The sequence below is a fragment of the Pseudomonas songnenensis genome, from assembly GCF_003696315.1.
GTDB lineage: Bacteria > Pseudomonadota > Gammaproteobacteria > Pseudomonadales > Pseudomonadaceae > Stutzerimonas > Stutzerimonas songnenensis.
Window position 1 is genome coordinate 122,725 of record NZ_RFFN01000010.1, and the last position, 16,905, is coordinate 139,629.

Annotated in this window: 17 protein-coding genes; 7 read left to right on the forward strand and 10 right to left on the reverse strand. The window is 67.1% G+C overall.

The window, feature by feature from the left end:
• Positions 1-11 precede the first annotated feature (11 nt).
• From EA798_RS19785 to EA798_RS19805, 5 genes are read right to left on the reverse strand one after another with little or no spacing between them, the layout of a single operon-like run.
• Positions 12-662: a tetratricopeptide repeat protein gene (locus EA798_RS19785; RefSeq protein ID WP_122100044.1), complete on the reverse strand. Its 651-nt coding sequence runs from the start codon at positions 660-662 to the stop codon at positions 12-14.
• A complete protein-coding gene (locus EA798_RS19790; protein ID WP_122100045.1) occupies positions 659-1,489 on the reverse strand; it encodes an SDR family oxidoreductase in 831 nt (276 codons plus the stop codon). Before EA798_RS19790 ends, EA798_RS19785 begins: the two co-directional genes overlap by 4 nt.
• On the reverse strand, positions 1,476-2,147 hold the full coding sequence (locus EA798_RS19795) for an iron-containing redox enzyme family protein (RefSeq protein ID WP_122100046.1): 672 nt from the start codon (positions 2,145-2,147) through the stop codon (positions 1,476-1,478). The genes EA798_RS19790 and EA798_RS19795 overlap by 14 nt, the downstream gene beginning before the upstream one ends.
• Positions 2,148-2,162: 15 nt before the next feature.
• A complete protein-coding gene (locus tag EA798_RS19800; RefSeq protein ID WP_122100047.1) occupies positions 2,163-3,608 on the reverse strand; it encodes an AMP-binding protein in 1,446 nt (481 codons plus the stop codon).
• Entirely contained in the window at positions 3,592-4,281 is a 690-nt protein-coding gene (locus EA798_RS19805) for a thermostable hemolysin (protein ID WP_106155836.1), read from the reverse strand. The genes EA798_RS19800 and EA798_RS19805 overlap by 17 nt, the downstream gene beginning before the upstream one ends.
• Positions 4,282-4,473: 192 nt before the next feature.
• On the opposite strand from EA798_RS19805, the gene EA798_RS19810 reads away from it, so the two are divergent.
• From EA798_RS19810 to EA798_RS19835, 6 genes are all read left to right on the forward strand, one after another.
• Positions 4,474-5,157, forward strand: coding sequence for a response regulator transcription factor (locus EA798_RS19810; protein ID WP_106155835.1), 684 nt, complete (start codon positions 4,474-4,476; stop codon positions 5,155-5,157).
• Entirely contained in the window at positions 5,147-6,421 is a 1,275-nt protein-coding gene (locus tag EA798_RS19815; protein WP_106155834.1) for a sensor histidine kinase, read from the forward strand. The genes EA798_RS19810 and EA798_RS19815 overlap by 11 nt, the downstream gene beginning before the upstream one ends.
• A gap of 81 nt (positions 6,422-6,502) precedes the next feature.
• Complete coding sequence (locus tag EA798_RS19820; protein WP_106155833.1) at positions 6,503-7,180, forward strand: class I SAM-dependent methyltransferase; 678 nt, start codon at positions 6,503-6,505, stop codon at positions 7,178-7,180.
• Positions 7,181-7,182: 2 nt separating this feature from the next.
• Positions 7,183-7,902, forward strand: coding sequence for a lipopolysaccharide kinase InaA family protein (locus EA798_RS19825; RefSeq protein ID WP_122100048.1), 720 nt, complete (start codon positions 7,183-7,185; stop codon positions 7,900-7,902).
• The gene (locus EA798_RS19830; protein WP_122100049.1) at positions 7,892-8,287 is read left to right on the forward strand and encodes a diacylglycerol kinase; all 396 of its coding nucleotides are present in this window, start codon (positions 7,892-7,894) and stop codon (positions 8,285-8,287) included. Before EA798_RS19825 ends, EA798_RS19830 begins: the two co-directional genes overlap by 11 nt.
• A gap of 31 nt (positions 8,288-8,318) precedes the next feature.
• Positions 8,319-10,469, forward strand: a complete 2,151-nt coding sequence (locus EA798_RS19835; RefSeq protein ID WP_122100050.1) for an LTA synthase family protein — start codon at positions 8,319-8,321, stop codon at positions 10,467-10,469.
• 51 nt (positions 10,470-10,520) lie between these two features.
• Here the strand turns inward: EA798_RS19835 and EA798_RS19840 are convergent, their stop codons facing one another.
• Both EA798_RS19840 and EA798_RS19845 read right to left on the reverse strand, forming a co-directional pair.
• Positions 10,521-11,012, reverse strand: a complete 492-nt coding sequence (locus EA798_RS19840; protein WP_122100051.1) for a diheme cytochrome c — start codon at positions 11,010-11,012, stop codon at positions 10,521-10,523.
• Between the two features lie 36 nt (positions 11,013-11,048).
• Positions 11,049-11,453, reverse strand: coding sequence for a DUF1924 domain-containing protein (locus tag EA798_RS19845; protein WP_122100052.1), 405 nt, complete (start codon positions 11,451-11,453; stop codon positions 11,049-11,051).
• 141 nt (positions 11,454-11,594) lie between these two features.
• Here EA798_RS19845 and EA798_RS19850 point away from each other — a divergent pair, with 141 nt between their 5' ends.
• Positions 11,595-13,160 carry a 2Fe-2S iron-sulfur cluster-binding protein gene (locus EA798_RS19850; protein ID WP_122100053.1) on the forward strand — a complete coding sequence of 522 codons (1,566 nt, stop codon included), beginning with the start codon at positions 11,595-11,597 and terminating at the stop codon, positions 13,158-13,160.
• 11 nt (positions 13,161-13,171) lie between these two features.
• Here the strand turns inward: EA798_RS19850 and EA798_RS19855 are convergent, their stop codons facing one another.
• The 3 genes from EA798_RS19855 to EA798_RS19865 all read right to left on the reverse strand — a co-directional run.
• A complete protein-coding gene (locus tag EA798_RS19855) occupies positions 13,172-14,566 on the reverse strand; it encodes an MBL fold metallo-hydrolase (protein WP_122100054.1) in 1,395 nt (464 codons plus the stop codon).
• Between the two features lie 72 nt (positions 14,567-14,638).
• On the reverse strand, positions 14,639-15,727 hold the full coding sequence (gene trmA / locus EA798_RS19860; RefSeq protein ID WP_122100055.1) for a tRNA (uridine(54)-C5)-methyltransferase TrmA: 1,089 nt from the start codon (positions 15,725-15,727) through the stop codon (positions 14,639-14,641).
• Between the two features lie 122 nt (positions 15,728-15,849).
• The coding region (locus EA798_RS19865) for an NCS2 family permease (protein ID WP_147456791.1) at positions 15,850-16,905 on the reverse strand (1,056 nt) is incomplete at its 5' end.

Sequence of the window (16,905 nt, forward strand, 5' to 3'; positions counted from 1 at the left end):
GCCGCTCAGGGTTATTCCAGCTTTTCCTTGACCTTGGCGAGCAGCGCGCGGGCTTCGTCGCGGCGGCCGGCATCGGCCACTTCACAGCCGGGGCGATTGGGTGCGGCGAGGGCCTTCTGCAGCGCGGCCTGCGCCTCGCCATAGCGCTTCTGGCGCAGCAGAAAGTCACCGTGGAAATAGTTGGGGTCGATGCCGTCCGGGTTCAGCGCCAGCGCCTGTTTGAACAGCGCCTCGGCCTTGTCTTCGTCGCCGAAGCCGATCGGCCAGCCGGGCACCTGGTAGTAGAGACTGGCGAGGCTGGTGTAGGCCGAACCGTCGAGTGCCGCCGGGTCGAGCTCGATGGCCTTTTCCAGTTCGGCCTTGGCCTGCTTGACCAGCCCCAGCGCGCCGAGTCCGCCTTTGGCGCCAGCCCAGGTGCTGAGCACGATGCCGTGCCAGATATGCAGTTCGGCGGCCTGCGGTTCGCCGATCACCGCGCTTTCGGCCTCCGAGGCGAGCCTGGCGAAGGCGGTTTCGCGCTGGGCCTCGGGCGTCTGGTAGTTGATCTCGGCCCAGCGCGTCTGGATCTGACGCAGCGACGACTCGCCGGCCGGGCTGAGAGCGAAGGAGGGCTGGCTGGCCAGGGCCAGCATCAGGGCGCAAAGGCCTAACAGAGGCTTCATGGGCGTTCTCCGGGAGCGGTGGGTTGCGGTGCGGGTGGCTGTTCGGCACGGGCAAAGCGCTTGATCACCGGCAATTGCTTGCGCAGCGCCTGGTCGACCAGCCGCGGCAGCACGCCGTTGAGGCGCACGAAGAGTTTTTCCGGCCAGCCGAGATAGAACTCCTCTCGCTCGGCGGTGATGGCATGGACGATCTGCCGGGCGACCTCTTGCGGATCATCCATCTCCACCTTCAGCTCGTCGTTCATCGCTACCACGTCGGCGCTGTTCATCGCCGTACGGGTGGCGCGCGGCGCGATATAGAGCACCTTGATCTGGCTGTCGGCCAGCTCGCGGCGCAGCGCCTCGGAGAAGCCGCGCAAGGCGAACTTGCTGGCGCAGTAGGCGGTGAAGCCCGGGTAGCCGATGGAGCCGAAGGTCGAACCGAGATTGACCAGCAGCGCTCGCGGCTGCTGGCGCAGCAAGGGCAGCAGCAGGTGGGTCAACTGCAGGGTGGCGGTGACGTTGACGCCGATCAGCCGGGCGATGGCGTCCTCGTCCTGCTGTTCGAGCAGGCTGAACTGATTGACCCCGGCGGCGTTGATCACGCAGTTGAGCGCGCCGAAGCGGCGTGCGGCGGCGAGCACCGTTTGCCGCCCGCTGCGCTGGGAGAGGTCGGCGCAGACCAGACTGATCTGGCCCGGATAGCGGCGTGCAAGCGCTTCTAGGGCGAGGCTGTCGCGGCCGACCAGCAGCAGCCGGGCTTCGCCGGCGCAGAGCTGCTCGACCAGCACCTGACCGATGCCACCGCTGGCGCCGGTGAGCAGGATGCGCGCGTCACGCAGCTGCATGGTCGTGCTCCGCCGCGGTCAGGCTGCGGAAGATGTCGCCGTAGAGGCGGTAGACCACCCGTGCGGTGTGCACCACGGCGGCCTTGTCGTCCTCGTTATCGAGGCGGTTCATCAGGCGCTTGAAGAACTCGATGTGTTCCAGATCCAGGCTGCCGTGGGAACTCAGGTAGCTGAACGCCTTGGCCGGCAGGTCCAGCTTGTCCTGCAGCACGCCGGCGGCCTGGGTGGCCAGGCTGATGCTGGTGCCCTCCAGCACGTTGACCATGCCGAAGAAGCTCGCCGGATTGTGCCGCGCGATGCGGTCGTAGACGTAGGCGACCATCAGCTCGGTGGGCAGGGCAGGCTGGCCATGGCGCACCGCCTCGGCGTCACCGCCACAGGCGCGGATGTCGTTGAGGATCCATTCCTGGTGGCCGATCTCTTCCTCGATGTATTCGGCGATCGCCTCGCGCAGCCATTCCAGCCGTTCCGGCAGGCGCGCGCCGCAGGCCATCAGCAGCGGCACGGTGTGCTTGACGTGGTGATAGGCCTGGGTGAGGAAGGCGATGTACTGCGCGCGGCTGGCGGTGCCGGCGAGCGCGCAATGAATGATCGGCGCGGCCAGCAGGTATTCGCGTTCGGTGTTGGTCTGATGTTGCAGCTGGTCGAAGAATTCCATGGTGAACCTCGAAAGTCAGGGCTGAAGGGCGTTGATCGCCGATTGGTAATGCTTGAAGAGGGCGTTGCGGCGCAGCCGGCCGTTGGCGGTGGCCAGGCCGTTGCCGGCAGCGAAAGGAGCGTCGGCACGCAGCCAGCGGTGCACGCGGGCGTAGTCCGGCAGGCCGGCGTTGACCCGGTCGATTGCCGCCTGCAGCCGGGCATCGCTGAGTTCGGGATACCGCGGCACCAGCACCGCGACGTTCTGCGCCAGGGCCTCGCCATGCAGCCAGGCCTGGGCGATCGGCGCCTGCTGGACCAGCTCGGCCTCCACCCACTCGGGGTTGACGTTGCGCCCGTAGGCGGTGACGAACTGGTGCTTCTTGCGCCCGTGCAGGACCAGGAAGCCGCCCTCGAAATGGCCGAGGTCACCGGTTGGCAGCCACTCTTCGGTAAGCGGCGGTTCGCCGAGGTAGCCCAGCATGCGCGAGCCCCTGACCAGCACCTCGCCGTCATCGGCCAGGCGCAACTCGACGTGCGCCAGCGGCCGGCCGACCGTGCCGATGCGCCGTGCTTCGGGCGTGTTCAGGCAGACCACCGAGGCGCATTCGGACAAGCCGTAGCCCTCGAACACCGGCAGCCCGAGCCGCTCGGCGCGTTCCAGCAGCTGCGGCGCTACCCGGCCGCCACCCACGGCGATGAAGCGCAGCGAAGTCGGCAGCGCTACGCCCTGTTCGGCGGCGCTGACCAGCGCCAGCAGCAGCTGCGGCAGCAGAATCAGGCTGTGCGGCCGGTTCTCGTTCAGCGTCGCGAGAAAGCGCGGCAGCTCGAAACCTGCGGCGCCGCTGAAGCCGATCTCGGCCAGCGGGCGCAAGTCGATCCGTGCCCCCGCCAGCAACGGCGCATAGAGCCCGGCGATGTTCTCCAGCAGGGTGGCCAGCGGCAGCACGCACAGGTGTTGCCGGACATCACAGGGCAGGCTGGCCTGCCACAGGCTCTCGGCCACCGCCAGCTGCGCCTCGGCATCCAGGCAGACGCCCTTGGGCTGGCCGGTGGTGCCGGAGGTGTAGGTGATCTTGCAGGTGCCGGCCGGCACCGGCATGACTGTCTGCGGCTGGCGCAGCAGCAGGCCGGCTTCAGCCGGTCGGAAGCCGCAACGCTCGGCAAGCGCGCCTGGCGTGCCGATCAGGCAGTCGATGCCGGCGTGTTTCAGTACATGCTCCTGCTGCGCCGGAGAAAAGAAACCCGGCAGCGGCACGCAGACCAGCCCGGTGCGCAGCAGGGCCAGATCCCAAAGCGCCCAGTCCAGGCCGTTGTCCAGCGCCAGGGCGACGCGCTGCACGCCGAGCTGTTGCAGCTGACTGGCACGGGTCGCGACCTCGTGGTGCAGCTCGGCATAGCTCAGCTGGCGCGGCCCCTCGCTCAGGGCGATGCCACTGTGCTGTTCCAGGGTTGCCCAGAAGCGTTCAGCTGCAGGCTGCATGGGGCACCTGCGAGGCATCGAACAACGGCTGGTAGCCGAGTCGGGCGTAGATGCCAAGTTGCAGCAGGCGCTGGTGGCCGGGCAGGATCTCGCCGGCCATCAGCTGCGGCCGACTGGCGTAGTAGCTGCCCCAGTCGGCCAGCTCATCGCCCATCCGTGTCGGGTCTGCCAGGCCGAGCGGCAACGGCTCCAGGGCCAGTCGCTGGAAGCTGTTGAGCAGGGCCGACGTGCCGGTGAACACCACCCAGCGAAAGCCCTGAGCAACCAGCAGATCGGTCAGGGCAACGATCAGCAGCCGCGCCGAGGCATTGCCGAAAGCGGCCAGATTGCCGACTTCGACAATCTCCGTGCGGGTCACTTCCAGGCCGCAGCGCTGGCTGACAGCCCGCTCGATCGGCTCATCCAGATAACGCTCGAGAAACAGCGGCCGGCGCTGGGCACTGCGCAGCCCGACCGCGCCCTGCACCTCGCCGTTCTGGTCATGCAGGCCCAGCAGGCAGGGCATGAAGTGCCGCACCCGTGCCTGATAGTGTTCGGCGAAGCGTTGACGGATGAAGCCTTCCAGCGCCGCGCGCCGCTCACCGGCATCGGCCTGCGCCAGTTGCAGGGTCAGCGCCGGCTCACGGCCGATACGTGCCAGTACGTCAGTTTGATCAACCCAGGGCAGTTCCATCGGGGAACCTCGGTTAGAAGCCTGGGGTGATTGTTGGACGACATGCTTAAGGCAGTCTTAAGTCCGAGGCGCTGCAATGGCTAACCCGCGAGGCGACGTTTTTTTCACATCGTTTCGGCTATGTTCCGCCCCGCGCGCAGGCGCAATACTGTCCGCCACAGCGTTTCGAATCATTCTGCGAGTACCCGAGCGATGCGCATTCTGGTCATCGAAGACAACCGCGACATCCTGGCCAACGTGCTGGATTACCTCGAACTCAAGGGCTATGTGGTCGACTGTGCACAGGACGGGCTGAGCGGCCTGCACCTGGCCGCGACCCAGGAGTACGACCTGATCGTGCTGGATATCATGCTGCCGGGTATCGATGGCTATCAGGTGTGCAAGCGCCTGCGCGAGGATGCCCGACGCGATACGCCGATCATCATGCTCACCGCCCGCGATGCCCTGGCCGACCGGCTGCAGGGGTTGAGCGCCGGTGCCGACGACTATCTGATCAAGCCGTTCGCGTTGTCCGAGCTGGTGGCGCGAATCGAGGCCATCCTGCGGCGCTGTCAGGGTTCGCGCAAACGCCAGCTACAGGTCGCGGATCTCTGCTACGACCTGGATACGCTGGAAGCCAGCCGCGCCGGCCAGCCCATTCGCCTCAATCCGATCGGCCACAAGCTGCTGGCCATCCTCATGCAGCGCAGCCCGGCGGTGGTGCGCCGCGAAGCGCTGGAAGAGGCCCTTTGGGGTGATCACGCGCCGGACAGCGATGCTCTGCGCAGTCACATCCACCAGCTGCGCCAGGTGCTCGACAAGCCATTCGACCGGCCGTTGTTGCACACGGTGCATGGTGTCGGCTTCCGCCTGGCGGAGGACAGCGATGCTCGCTAAGCAACCGCTGGCGCGGCGGATCGTCATCGCCTTCACCCTGACCACGCTGGTGGTCAGCGGTGCCTTTGCGCTCGGCATCGTCGGTGTCGTGCACTTCATCGAGGAGCAGCTGGTCACCGAGGAGCTGAGCCGTGACCTGGACATCGTGCTCAACGAAGACCTGCCGGCTGGACGGTCGCCGCAGCTGGACGCGAGTACGCATTTCTTTGCCTCGCACCTGCCCGAACATCCGATGCCCGAGGTGTTTGCTGCGCTCGCCGAAGGCTTCACCGAGCTGGTGCGCGACGACGAGGCCTATTACGTCTATGTGCGCGACATCGGTGACAACCGCTACGTACTGGTGCAGGAGCAGCACGAGTTCGAGGCGCGTGAGAATGCGCTGTTCAATGTAGTGCTGGCGGGCTTCCTGCTCAGCGTGGTGGGTGCCTGGCTGCTTGGGCGGTTGATGGCCAATCGGGTGATGGCGCCGGTCAGCCGCCTGGCCAATCAGGTACGTCATCGCGACCAGCTGCACCCGCTGGCGCCGCCACTGGCCCTGCAGTATCCGGACGATGAAGTGGGTCACCTGGCGGCGGCGTTCGACAGCACCCTCGGCCAGCTGCGCCAGACCCTGGAGCGCGAGCGGCTGTTCACCGCCGATGTCAGCCATGAGCTGCGCACGCCACTGATGGTGGTGCTCGGCGCCTGCGAGCTGCTCGAGCAGGCCGAGCTGCCGCCGCGGGCACAGCGTCAGGCGGCGCGCATCCATCGCGCTGCGGAGGAGATGCAGGATCTGGTGGAAACCTTCCTGATGCTGGCGCGGGCACGCCCACAGCAGGCCTCCTTCGCCGGAAATACCAGCCTGAAGAGCGTCGCAGCCGAGCAGAGCGAGCGTTGGGCACCGCTGCTGGCGGAAAAGGGCCTGGCCTTCGAGCTGCAGGTCGAGGAAGAGGATTCAGCCGTCTACAACCACACGCTGCTTGGCGCGGTGATGTCCAATCTGTTGCGCAACGCGCTGCATTACACCGACCGCGGCACGGTTCGCTTGATCCTGGGTAGTGGTGGCTTTCGCGTCGAGGACAGCGGCGTGGGCATCCCGCTGGCGGAACAGGAACGCATGTTCCAGCCGTTCGTGCGCGGTGCCGAGGAACGCGGTGAGGGGCTGGGGCTGGGGCTGTCGCTGGTCAAGCGGATCTGTGCGCACCAGGGCTGGGACGTTGGGGTTACACCACGGCAACCGCAGGGCAGCTGCTTTGAGGTGCGACTTCAGCCCGGCGCCGCTTGACGTTTTTTTCACATCCATTTGACAGAGCCTTGATGTCCGTCTCGCTAGTTTGGCGTTCCGTTTCCTACAGGAGTGCCCGCCATGACGACATCGAGCCCTATCGAACTGGAGTTCTCGCGCAAGTACGACCGCCAGCACGCCTACGAATACCTGCACAAGCACCAGGACGGGCTGGCCCGCCGGCTGTCGCACTGGCGTGACGAGCAGATGGCGCGCCGCGCACTGAAGATTGCCGGCGACCCCGATCTGGTGCTCGACCTGCCCTGTGGCGCCGGGCGCTTCTGGCCGCTGCTGGCCGAACACCCGAGCCGGATGATCTTCGCCGCGGACAACTCCGCCGACATGCTGGCGATCGCCGAGTCGGCGCAGCCGCTGGACGTGCTCAAGCGCGTGGAGAGCTTCCAGACGTCGGCGTTTGCCATCGACATGGGCGACAACGCGGTCGACAACATCTTCTGCATGCGCCTGCTGCACCACATCGCCGACCCGGCGCATCGCCTGGCGATGCTGCGCGAATTCCATCGCGTCACGCGCGACACGCTGATCGTCTCGCTGTGGGTCGATGGCAACTACAAGGCGTGGAAGCGCAAGCGCCTGGAGCGTCGGCGGCCGGCCAAGGACAACCAGAACCGCTTCGTCGTCGCCCGCTCGGTGATCGAGGCGGAATTCGCCGAGGCCGGCTTCGACATCCTCGACCGCAGCGATTTCCTCCCGGGCTACGCCATGTGGCGGGTCTACGTGCTGCGCAAGCGGGGGTGAGCATGAATCGTCCTCTCGTACTGCCCGCCCGTGAGCCGCGCACCAGCACCTTTCAGCGCTGGTGGGATACTCAAGGCGAATGGGTCGAGGAGCCCAATCGCCGGCGTGACGGTGAAAGCGGGGTGCAGCGCATCCGGCTGCGCGACGCACAACAGCCGCCGTTGTACTGCAAACGCCAGATCGGCCACCTGTACCGCTCGCTGCTCCATCCGTTCGGCCGGCCGACGGCGTTGCGTGAGCGGCACGCGCTGCAGGCCATGCGCGATCTCGGCGTAGGGGTACCGGAGCTGATCTATTGCGGTACCCGGCAGCAGGCCGGGCGGTGGCAGGCTCTGCTGGTGACGAAGGCGCTGGACGGCTTTGTCAGCCTGGAGGACTGGTACGGCGAGGAGATGCCCGCCTACTACGGCGACACCCTGCAGGGGCGCATGCTCGAGGCGGTCGGCAGCACCCTCGGGCGTATCCATCAGGCGCGCTGGCAGCATGGCTGCTGCTACCCCAAGCACATCTTTCTGAAGGTTCATGGTGAGGGCTCGGCGGCCTGGGTGGAGGTGGCGCTGCTCGACCTGGAAAAGAGTCGCCGTCGTCTGCGCCGCAGCGCGGCGGCACGGCATGACCTGCGCCAGCTCAAGCGCCATCGGCAGACGATGCCGGAGCAGGACTGGCAGCGACTGCTGGCCGCCCATGCGGCGTTCAGCCGGGTGCGCTGCGATGTCATCTGAACCGACCAGTGCGGTGATCGATGGCACGACCCTCAAGGGTCGCAGCGGTGTGGCGCGTATCTGGCACGCCTGCGGTTACTCGCTGGCGGGTTTGCGCGCCGCCTACGCGGGCGAGGCAGCGTTCCGCCAGCTGGTGTGGCTGAGCTTTTTGCTGCTGCCGCTGGCGTTGCTGCTCGACGTCAGCCGCATCGAGCGTGCCGTGCTGATCGCCGGGGTGCTGCTGGCGTTGATCGTCGAGCTGCTCAATTCGGCGATCGAGGCCGCTATCGACCGTATCTCCTACGAGCTGCATCCACTTTCCAAACAGGCAAAGGACATGGGCAGCGCCGCGCAACTGCTGGCGCTGTGTCTGCTTGCCCTGGTCTGGGCGGTGATCCTGCTGTGAGCTCCCTTCCGTTTCACCAAGGAATGTCCCGATGATCGATGGAACCGCTCGCGCGCAGGCTGGCCAGCCCGGTCTGCGCCAGCACCTGCTGTTCACCACCGGCAGTGCCCTCGCGCTGCTGGCGCTGTTTGCCCTGCTGCGCCTGGCGCTGTTGCTGTACAACCGTGAGCTGCTCGGCGACGCCTCGTCCGCTACGGTGCTCGAAGGCTTCGGCAACGGTCTGCGCTTCGACCTGCGCGTGCTGGTCTACATGCTTGTGCCGCTGTCACTGGCGGTGCTGAGCCCGCGCGCGATGGCGGCGCGCAGGTTGCAGCGGATCTGGCTCGGCGCCTGCGCCAGCCTGGCGATCCTGCTCGGCATGATCGAGCTGAACTTCTATCAGGAATTTCATCAGCGGCTGAACGCGCTGGTCTTCCAGTATCTCGCCGAAGACCCGGCGACGGTGCTCAGCATGCTCTGGCACGGCTTTGCGGTGGTGAAGCTGCTGAGTGTCTGGGCAGGGCTGACGTTGCTCTGGTCGCTGCTGTTTGGCTGGCTCGACGGTCGCTGCCGGCCGTGCGGCGTCAGCCAGATGCGCCGCTCGCCAACTCGTCCGCCGCTGGCCTGGCACTGGCGTGGCGCCACGCTGCTGGTGCTGGTACTGATCAGCGTGGTCGCCGCCCGCGGCACCCTGCGCCAGGGGCCGCCGCTGCGCTGGGGCGATGCCTTCACCACCGATTCGGTGTTCATCAACCAGCTCGGCCTTAATCCGGCGCTGACGCTCTATGAGGCGGCGAAGAACCGCTATTCCGATCATCGCGACAACGCCTGGAAGGCGGTGCTGCCCGAGGACGACGCACTGGCGGTGACCCGCGAGCTGTTGCTGACCGGCAATGACCGGCTGGCCGACCCGGAGCTGGCCGCCGTGCGCCGCGACTATTGGGCGCCGGAGGCCGGTCGCCTGCCGGTGCGCAACGTGGTGGTGATCCTGATGGAGAGCTTTGCCGGGCGCTATGTCGGTGCGCTGGGCAGCCGCGACGGCATCACGCCCAACTTCGACCGCCTGGCTGGCGAGGGCCTGCTATTCGAGCGCTTCTTCGCCAACGGCACCCACACCCACCAGGGCATGTTCGCCAGCATGGCGTGCTTTCCCAATCTGCCGGGCTTCGAGTACCTGATGCAGTCACCGGAAGGCGGCAACCGCTTCTCCGGGCTGCCGCAGCTGCTCAGCGCCCGGGCGTTCAACGACGTCTACGTCTACAACGGCGATTTCGCCTGGGACAACCAGGCCGGGTTCTTCGGCAACCAGGGCATGACCCGCTTCGTCGGGCGTAGCGACTATGTCGACCCCGTGGTGGCGGACCCGACCTGGGGCGTATCCGACCAGGACATGTTCGACCGCGCGGTGCAGGAGCTCGGCTCCCTGCCAGCGGACGAACCCTTCTATGCGCTGCTGCAGACGCTGTCCAACCACACGCCCTATGCGCTGCCGGAGCCGCTGCCGGTGCCGGCGGTCAGCGGGCATGGCTCGCAGGATGCGCACCTGACCGCCATGCGCTATTCCGACTGGGCGCTGGGTCGCTTCTTCGAGCAAGCCAAGCGCCAGCCCTGGTACAAGGACACCCTGTTCGTGGTGGTCGGCGACCATGGTTTCGGTGCGCCGGAGCAGCTCACCGAGATGGACCTTTTCCGCTTCCACGTGCCGCTGCTGCTGATCGCGCCGGGCCTCACCGAAGAGTTCGGCAGCCGGCGCGAAGTGGTGGGTACCCAGGTCGACGTGGTGCCGACCATCATGGGCCGCCTCGGTGGCGAGGTGCGCCATCAGTGCTGGGGTCGCGACCTGCTGGCACTGGACGAGCGTGACCCGGGTTTCGGCATCATCAAGCCCTCGGGCAGCGACCAGACCGTGGCGATGATCCGCGGCGATCGGATTCTGGTGCAGCCCAGGGATCTCGAACCGCGACTGTACCGCTATAGCCTGGGTGCCAATACCGCGGCCGAGCGCATCGAGGATGCCCACAGCACAGCGCCGTTGCTACGCCAGCTGCAGGCCTACCTGCAGATCGCTACCGCAAGCCTGCTGGCCAATACCGCCGGTGATCGCGAGCGGGAGGAGTCAAGCCGCGGGACCCTGGCGCGCGCCGAGGGAGACAGCAAACCGGCCGTTCCTGCGCAGGGCACGCCCGGACCCCGGGAGGGTTGAGCGCGCCAGCGTGGCTCAGGAATGCCGAGTCCTGGCCGCGCAGGTCATCGCTCAGCGCGGGATCTTCACGCGGTCGTCATCGAAGTCGCCGCGTTCTGCGTCGCGGTGGCAGGCCACGCAGTTGAAGCGCCCGCCGACCGATTCGCGGGCGAACTTGGCCGCGCTGACTTCGTCGTGCTTGCGCTCGAACCAGCGGGTCTGGCTGATGCGCGGTGGCTCGCCGGCGGTCGGCGAGGGCTCTGTCGGCAGTCGGTTGGCGGCTGGCGCGCGGACCAGGAAGTCGAGGATCTCCTGTTCCTGCAGCGGGTCCAGCGAGGCGTTGCTGCCGTAGTGATCGGCCAGCGTGCGCATCTGCTCGCGCCAGGCATCGGCGGGCAGCAGGCCCGGGGCGTAGAGCATGTGGCAGGCGGCGCATTCCTCCCGCCACACCAGCGGCGCATCGCTGGGCACCGCCAGGCGCTTGGGCCGCTTGTAGCCCTGGCGCTCGTGATGCTCGTCGTCATCGGCCAGGCTGAAGCCGGCAAGGCTCAGCGCCAGGGCCAACCCGGTGACAGTGGATGCGTTTCATGGGGTGTGCTCCTACTGCAGTCCGCTGATCCAGGTGATGAAGTCACCCTTTTCCTGCGCCGTGCACTCGCGGGCAAACACGTCGTCACAGTTGCGACGAAACCATTTCTCCACCTTCTGCGCATCGCTGAAGCGCTCGGGGTTGGCCACCGGTGCCAACGGCTCGACCTTGCGGTGCGCGGGCGTCTTGCCGGCCTTGCGCGGGTCGGCGGTGTGGCAGGTGGTGCAGCTCATGGTCTTGTCGGCGCGCTGCTCCTCGGCGACGTACAGCGCCTGACCGCGCTCGGCAGAAAAGCCGGCGAAGGCCGGATTTTCCAGGCGGGCCTGGGCGGCGTAGCCGGGCAGCAGCGGGTGTTCGGTTTCGGCCAGTGCGGGCAGGCTCAGGCAGCAGGCCAGGACGATCCAGTGGTTTTTCATGGGGGCACGCTCCAGTGTGGAATGAGCGCAGCCTAGGCCGGGCGCCTTACGCGAAGCTGAATATGGCAGCTTGATGGCATTCAGTTTCGCTTCAGCTGGAAGGCTTAAAAAGACAGCACTTCCCATCCAGAGGATGCCATCGTGGCTGCCTTCAAGCGCTTCCGCCTGTTTCACTGGCTGCTCGCCGGTTTCTTTGTCGCTGCCTACCTGAGCGGCGACGACGCCGAGCTGCTGCACGTCTGGCTGGGCTACGGCCTGGTCGCCCTGCTGGTGCTGCGCGTGCTGATCGCACCGCTGCGTCTGCGCGGTTTTCCCGATCTGCTGCCGGCAACGATGCTGCGGCGCAACCTGAGTCTGACTTCGTTGGGCAGCTGGCTGACCTTTGGCATGTTGGTCAGTCTGGCGCTGGCCAGCCTGCTCGGCCTGGGCATGGTGGATAACGGCGATGTGCTGGCGGCGTTGCCGGGTGTCGGCCCGGATCTGTTCGGGGCGGCCAGCGACATCGATTTCGTCGGCTGGCTGGGTGATGCCGAGGAGGTGCACGAGTTCTTCGCCAATCTGGCGCTGACCCTGGTCGCTCTGCATATCGGCTATGTGCTGCTGTTTCGCCGTACCACCGCCTGGGCGATGCTGCGTGGCCCACGCCAGCCCGCACCCGAGGCGCAGCCGGCTAAGCCGGTGCCTGCTGCGGCGTCCGTCGTGCCGGCATTTGCCGCGCTGGCGGTGACTGCGCGCCAGGTCGAGGCGAGCGATACGCTGTCGTTCAGCCTGCAGGTGCCGCCGGAGCTGCGTGAGCGCTTCGCCGCGCAACCGGGGCAGTTCGTCACCCTGCGTGTGCCCTGCGCGGAGCCGCCGCTGCTGCGCTGCTATTCGCTATCGAAGCCGCTCGGCAGCGATGGCGTGCTGCGTATCAGCGTCCGGCGCGTCGCCGGCGGGCGGGCCTCGAACTGGCTGGCGGACAACCTGCAGATCGGCCAGCGTATCGACGTGCTGCCACCGGCGGGCCGCCTGGTGCCGGATGATCTGGACGGCGATCTGCTCTTGCTGGCCGCCGGCAGCGGCATCACGCCGCTGCGAGCGATTGCCCAGGCGGTGCTCGAGCAGGGGCGTGGACGGGTCTTCCTGTTCCAGGCCAGCCGTGACGCCGCATCACTGATCTTCGCCGAGGAGCTGGCGGACTTTGCCGAGCGTTACCCCGAACGTCTGCAGCTGCGCATCTGGCTGGATGCCGAGCAGGGGGTGCCCAGCGGGCCGGCCATCGCTGCGAAGATCGCCGACTGGCCGCTGGGCGAGGCGTTCGTCTGCGGGCCGCCGGCATTCATGGCGGGCGCCTCGGCGGCACTCGCCGGGCCTGGTGTGGCGAGCGAGTCCATCCATGTCGAGCGCTTCGACGCCCCGGAACCGGCGGTCCTGCTCAGCGAGCCGCTACAGCCGGCGCGCAGCCGCCTGCACGTCGCGCTCGACGGTCACCGGCATGCACTGGATGTGGCGCATGGCGAGGTGTTGCTGGATGCCATGGAGCAGGCCGGGCTGCAGCCGCCCAGCGCCTGTCGCGCCGGCATCTGCGCAGCCTGTCGCTGCCGGGTGGTGGACGGCAGCGTGCGCATGCGCAGCAACCAGGTGCTCAGCGACCAGCAGGTGCGCCAGGGCTGGACGCTCGCCTGCCAGGCAGTACCGACCAGTGCGCGACTGGAGGTGGAGTACTGAGAGGATGCGCTTCAGTGCTTTTCCACCGGCAGATCATGCTGCTGCCAGGCGATCCATGAGCCTGGCACGTTCACCACATCACGGAAGCCCTCGCGCTTGAGGATGCTGGCGGCGATCGAGGCGCGGTAGCCGCTGCCGCAGTACGTCGCCACCGTCCTGCCCTTGTCCAGGCGCCCCAGCCCCTCGGGCAGATGGGCGACGAAGGCGTGGTGGGCGTCGGGTACGCGGCCTTGCTCGACCTCCTCGGGTGCGCGCACGTCGAGCACCTGGACCTGCGGATCCTCGCGACGACGGTTCAGCTCGTGCACCGTCCATTGGCCGACGCTGGCCAGCGGCAGGCCGGCGTTCTGCCAGTCGGTCATGCCGTTGCGCAGATAGCCTGCCACGCGATCGAGACCGATCCGATACAGCTGCAGCGTGGCCTGGTGGATCTGCTGGCTGTTTTCGCCGATCAGATAGATCGGCCGCTGGTCGTCGAGCATCCAGCCGGCCCAGCTGACGAATTCGTTCTGCAGGGCGATGTTCAGCGCGCCGGGTACATGGCCGCCGCCGAAGGCGAGGATCGAGCGCAGGTCCACCAGCTGTACGGCGCTGTGGTCGGCGCTTCGTTCGGCGAACTCTTGCGGCGACAGCGGCGCCGGCAGGTTCGGCCCGTGCATGCGCGTGGCCGAACGCACATTGAGTTTCTTCAGGCGCGCGTAGTGACGCGGCGGCTCGGGCATGCCGCTGAGCAGCCAGTCGATGAATTCGGCTTCGTTGCGCCGCTGGTTGAGTGCCGGATTGAACAATAGCTCGTTGCCCAGTGTGGAGCGCCGGCGGTCGCCAATGGACTTGCCGCACGCCGAGCCCGCACCGTGACAGGGGTAGATCTCGACGCGTTCACCCAATGGCAGGTAGCGGGTGAAGAGGGTGGCATAGAGCTGTGCGGCCAGCTGTTTGGTGCTGTCTTCGCCGAGCAGGTCGGGGCGGCCGACGTCGAGGTTGAACAGGGTGTCGCCGGTGAACAGCGCGAACGGCTCATCGCCCTGCTGGCCGTCGCGCAGCAGCAGCGAGATGTGTTCTGGCGTGTGGCCGGGCGAGTAGATGATTTCCAGGCTGACCTGGCCGAGCTCCAGCACTTCGCCATCGGCCGCCTGGCGCAGCTCGAAGGCATAGTCCGGCGAGCAGCCACCGATGATCTCGGCACCACTGCGTTCGGCCAGCGCCTGGGCGCCGGAGACGAAGTCGGCATGGATGTGGGTTTCGATGGCGTAGGCGATGCGCAGGCCCTTCTCTCGGGCCAGGGCGAGATAGACATCGACGTCGCGGCGTGGGTCGATCACCGCGGCGACCGCGGCCTTGCTGTCGCCTATCAGGTAGGAAATCTGCGCCAGGCCGTCGGTATAGATCGGCTCGAAGACCAGCATGGTTGCACCTCCGTAACGGCTGAATGGTTACGGATGTGGAACGTCGACGGGTGGCCGACGTTCACTCGGCGATCATTTGCGAACCAGCAGCACCCCGGACTCCATGTGGTGGGTGTAGGGGAACTGGTCGAACAGCGCACAGCGCTCGATGCGATGGGTGTCGGCCAGCTGGGCGATGTTCTGCGCCAGGGTCTCCGGGTTGCAGGAGATGTAGAGGATGCGCTCGAAGCGGCGGGTCAGCTCGCAGGTGTCCGGGTCCATGCCGGCGCGCGGCGGGTCGACGAAGATGCTGCCGAAGTCGTAGCGCTTCAGGTCGATATGGGCCAGGCGGCGGAACGGGCGCACCTCGTTCAGCGCCTGGGTCAGCTCCTCGGCTGAGAGACGCACCAGCTCGATGTTGTCGATGCCGTTGTCGGCGATATTGGCCAGCGCGGCGTTGACCGAGGTCTTGCTGATCTCGGTGGCCAGCACGCGGCGCACGCGGGTGGCCAGCGGCAGGGTGAAGTTGCCGTTTCCGCAGTACAGCTCTAGCAGGTCGTCATCGCGCTCGCCGAGCACCTCGAAGGCCCAGTTCAGCATCTTCTGGCAGACCTCGCCGTTGGGCTGGGTGAAGGCGCCCTCCGGCTGGCGGTAGCGGAAGCTGCGGCCGGCGACCACCAGCTGTTCTTCAACGTAATCGCGACCGATGACGATGCGCTTGCCCTTGGAGCGGCCGACCAGGCTCACGCCGAGGTCGGCGGCAAGCTGCCCGGCTTCGGCCTGCCAGGCCTCGTCCAGCGGGCGGTGGTAGGCGAGGGTGATCAGCGCATCGCCGGCCAGGGTGGTGAGAAATTCGACCTGGAACAGCTTGAAGCTGAGCACTTCCGACGCCTGCCAGGCGGCCTTCAGTTGCGGCATCAGCTCGTTGATGCGCCGGCTGGCGATAGGGAAGTCGTCGATCAGGATCGCCTTGTGCTTGTCGCCCTGCTCGAACATCGCGTAATGGCGCTGGCCATCCTCGCGCCACAGGCGAAACTCGGTGCGCAGGCGGTAATGCTCGCGGGGCGAGTCGAAGACCTCCGCTGCCGGTGCATCGAACGGTGCCAGCAGCTCCTCCAGCCGGGCGGCTTTCTCGGCGAGTTGGGCGGCGTAGGTGGCGGGATCGAATTGCGGAGCGCTCATGAAGACTCTTGGAAAGGTAGGTAAATCGTAGGGTGGATCGCGGCGCGCAGCTGACGCTTCATCCATCCACCGTCGCCGGATGAAAGGTGGATGAAAAAGCGCCATCCACCTTTAACGGAGCGTCAGCCGGCGAACCAGCCCAGCTTGACCACGAACAGCGCCGAGAGAATCCACATCGCCGGGCTCAGCTCGCGCCAGCGGCCGGCCAGCAGCTTGATCGCGGTCCAGGCGATGAAGCCGAAGGCGATGCCGTTGGCGATGGAGAAGGTCAGCGGCATGGCCAGCGCGGCAACCACGACCGGCGCGGCGACGGTGAGGTCGTCCCAGTCGATGCCGGCCAGGCTGCTCATCATCAGCACGGCGACGAACAGCAGTGCCGGTGCGGTGGCATAGGCCGGCACGGCACCGGCCAGCGGGGCGAAGAACAGGCTGAGCAGGAACAGCAGGGCGACCACGCAGGCGGTCAGGCCGGTGCGGCCACCGGCAGCGGTACCGGCGGCCGATTCGATGTAGCTGGTGGTGGTCGAGGTGCCCAGCGCGGCGCCGGCCATGGTCGCGGTGCTGTCGGCCAGCAGGGCGCGGCCCAGGCGCGGCATCTTGCCGTCCTTGTCCAGCAGATCGGCTTTCTGCGCGACGCCGATCAGGGTGCCGGACGTGTCGAACAGGTCGACGAAGAGGAAGGCGAAGATCACGCTGATCAGGCCGATATCCAGCGCGCCCATGATGTCCAGCTGCATGAAGGTCGGCGCCAGCGACGGCGGCATCGATACCACACCGTTGAGCTGCGACAGACCGAGCAGGATCGACAGGCCGGTGACCACCAGAATGCCGATCATCACCGCGCCGGTGACCTGGCGGTAGGCCAGCGCAGCGATCAGGAAGAAGCCCAGGCAGGCCAGTAGCGGGCCGCCGGCGCTGAGGTCGCCGAGGCCGACCAGGGTGGCCGGGTTATCGACGACGATGCCGGCGTTCTTCAGCGCGATGATCGCCAGGAACAGGCCGATACCCGCGGCAATGCCGGCGCGCAGGGCCAGCGGAATGCTGTGGATGATCCACTCGCGGATCTTGAAGATCGACAGGCCGAAGAAGATCACGCCCGAGAGGAACACCGCACCCAGTGCGGTCTGCCAGGTGTAACCCATGGTCAGCACGACGGTGTAGGTGAAGAAGGCGTTCAG

What these genes read in the sequence shown, in the direction of transcription:
- EA798_RS19785 (WP_122100044.1), bottom strand. Translation starts at nt 662, where the DNA reads ATGAAGCCTCTGTTAGGCCTTTGCGCCCTGATGCTGGCCCTGGCCAGC.
- EA798_RS19795 (WP_122100046.1), bottom strand. Translation starts at nt 2,147, where the DNA reads ATGGAATTCTTCGACCAGCTGCAACATCAGACCAACACCGAACGCGAA.
- EA798_RS19805 (WP_106155836.1), bottom strand. Translation starts at nt 4,281, where the DNA reads ATGGAACTGCCCTGGGTTGATCAAACTGACGTACTGGCACGTATCGGC.
- EA798_RS19845 (WP_122100052.1), bottom strand. Translation starts at nt 11,453, where the DNA reads ATGAAAAACCACTGGATCGTCCTGGCCTGCTGCCTGAGCCTGCCCGCA.
- EA798_RS19810 (WP_106155835.1), top strand. Translation starts at nt 4,474, where the DNA reads ATGCGCATTCTGGTCATCGAAGACAACCGCGACATCCTGGCCAACGTG.
- EA798_RS19800 (WP_122100047.1), bottom strand. Translation starts at nt 3,608, where the DNA reads ATGCAGCCTGCAGCTGAACGCTTCTGGGCAACCCTGGAACAGCACAGT.
- EA798_RS19855 (WP_122100054.1), bottom strand. Translation starts at nt 14,566, where the DNA reads ATGCTGGTCTTCGAGCCGATCTATACCGACGGCCTGGCGCAGATTTCC.
- EA798_RS19790 (WP_122100045.1), bottom strand. Translation starts at nt 1,489, where the DNA reads ATGCAGCTGCGTGACGCGCGCATCCTGCTCACCGGCGCCAGCGGTGGC.
- EA798_RS19825 (WP_122100048.1), top strand. Translation starts at nt 7,183, where the DNA reads ATGAATCGTCCTCTCGTACTGCCCGCCCGTGAGCCGCGCACCAGCACC.
- EA798_RS19815 (WP_106155834.1), top strand. Translation starts at nt 5,147, where the DNA reads ATGCTCGCTAAGCAACCGCTGGCGCGGCGGATCGTCATCGCCTTCACC.
- EA798_RS19820 (WP_106155833.1), top strand. Translation starts at nt 6,503, where the DNA reads ATGACGACATCGAGCCCTATCGAACTGGAGTTCTCGCGCAAGTACGAC.
- EA798_RS19830 (WP_122100049.1), top strand. Translation starts at nt 7,892, where the DNA reads ATGTCATCTGAACCGACCAGTGCGGTGATCGATGGCACGACCCTCAAG.
- trmA (WP_122100055.1), bottom strand. Translation starts at nt 15,727, where the DNA reads ATGAGCGCTCCGCAATTCGATCCCGCCACCTACGCCGCCCAACTCGCC.
- EA798_RS19835 (WP_122100050.1), top strand. Translation starts at nt 8,319, where the DNA reads ATGATCGATGGAACCGCTCGCGCGCAGGCTGGCCAGCCCGGTCTGCGC.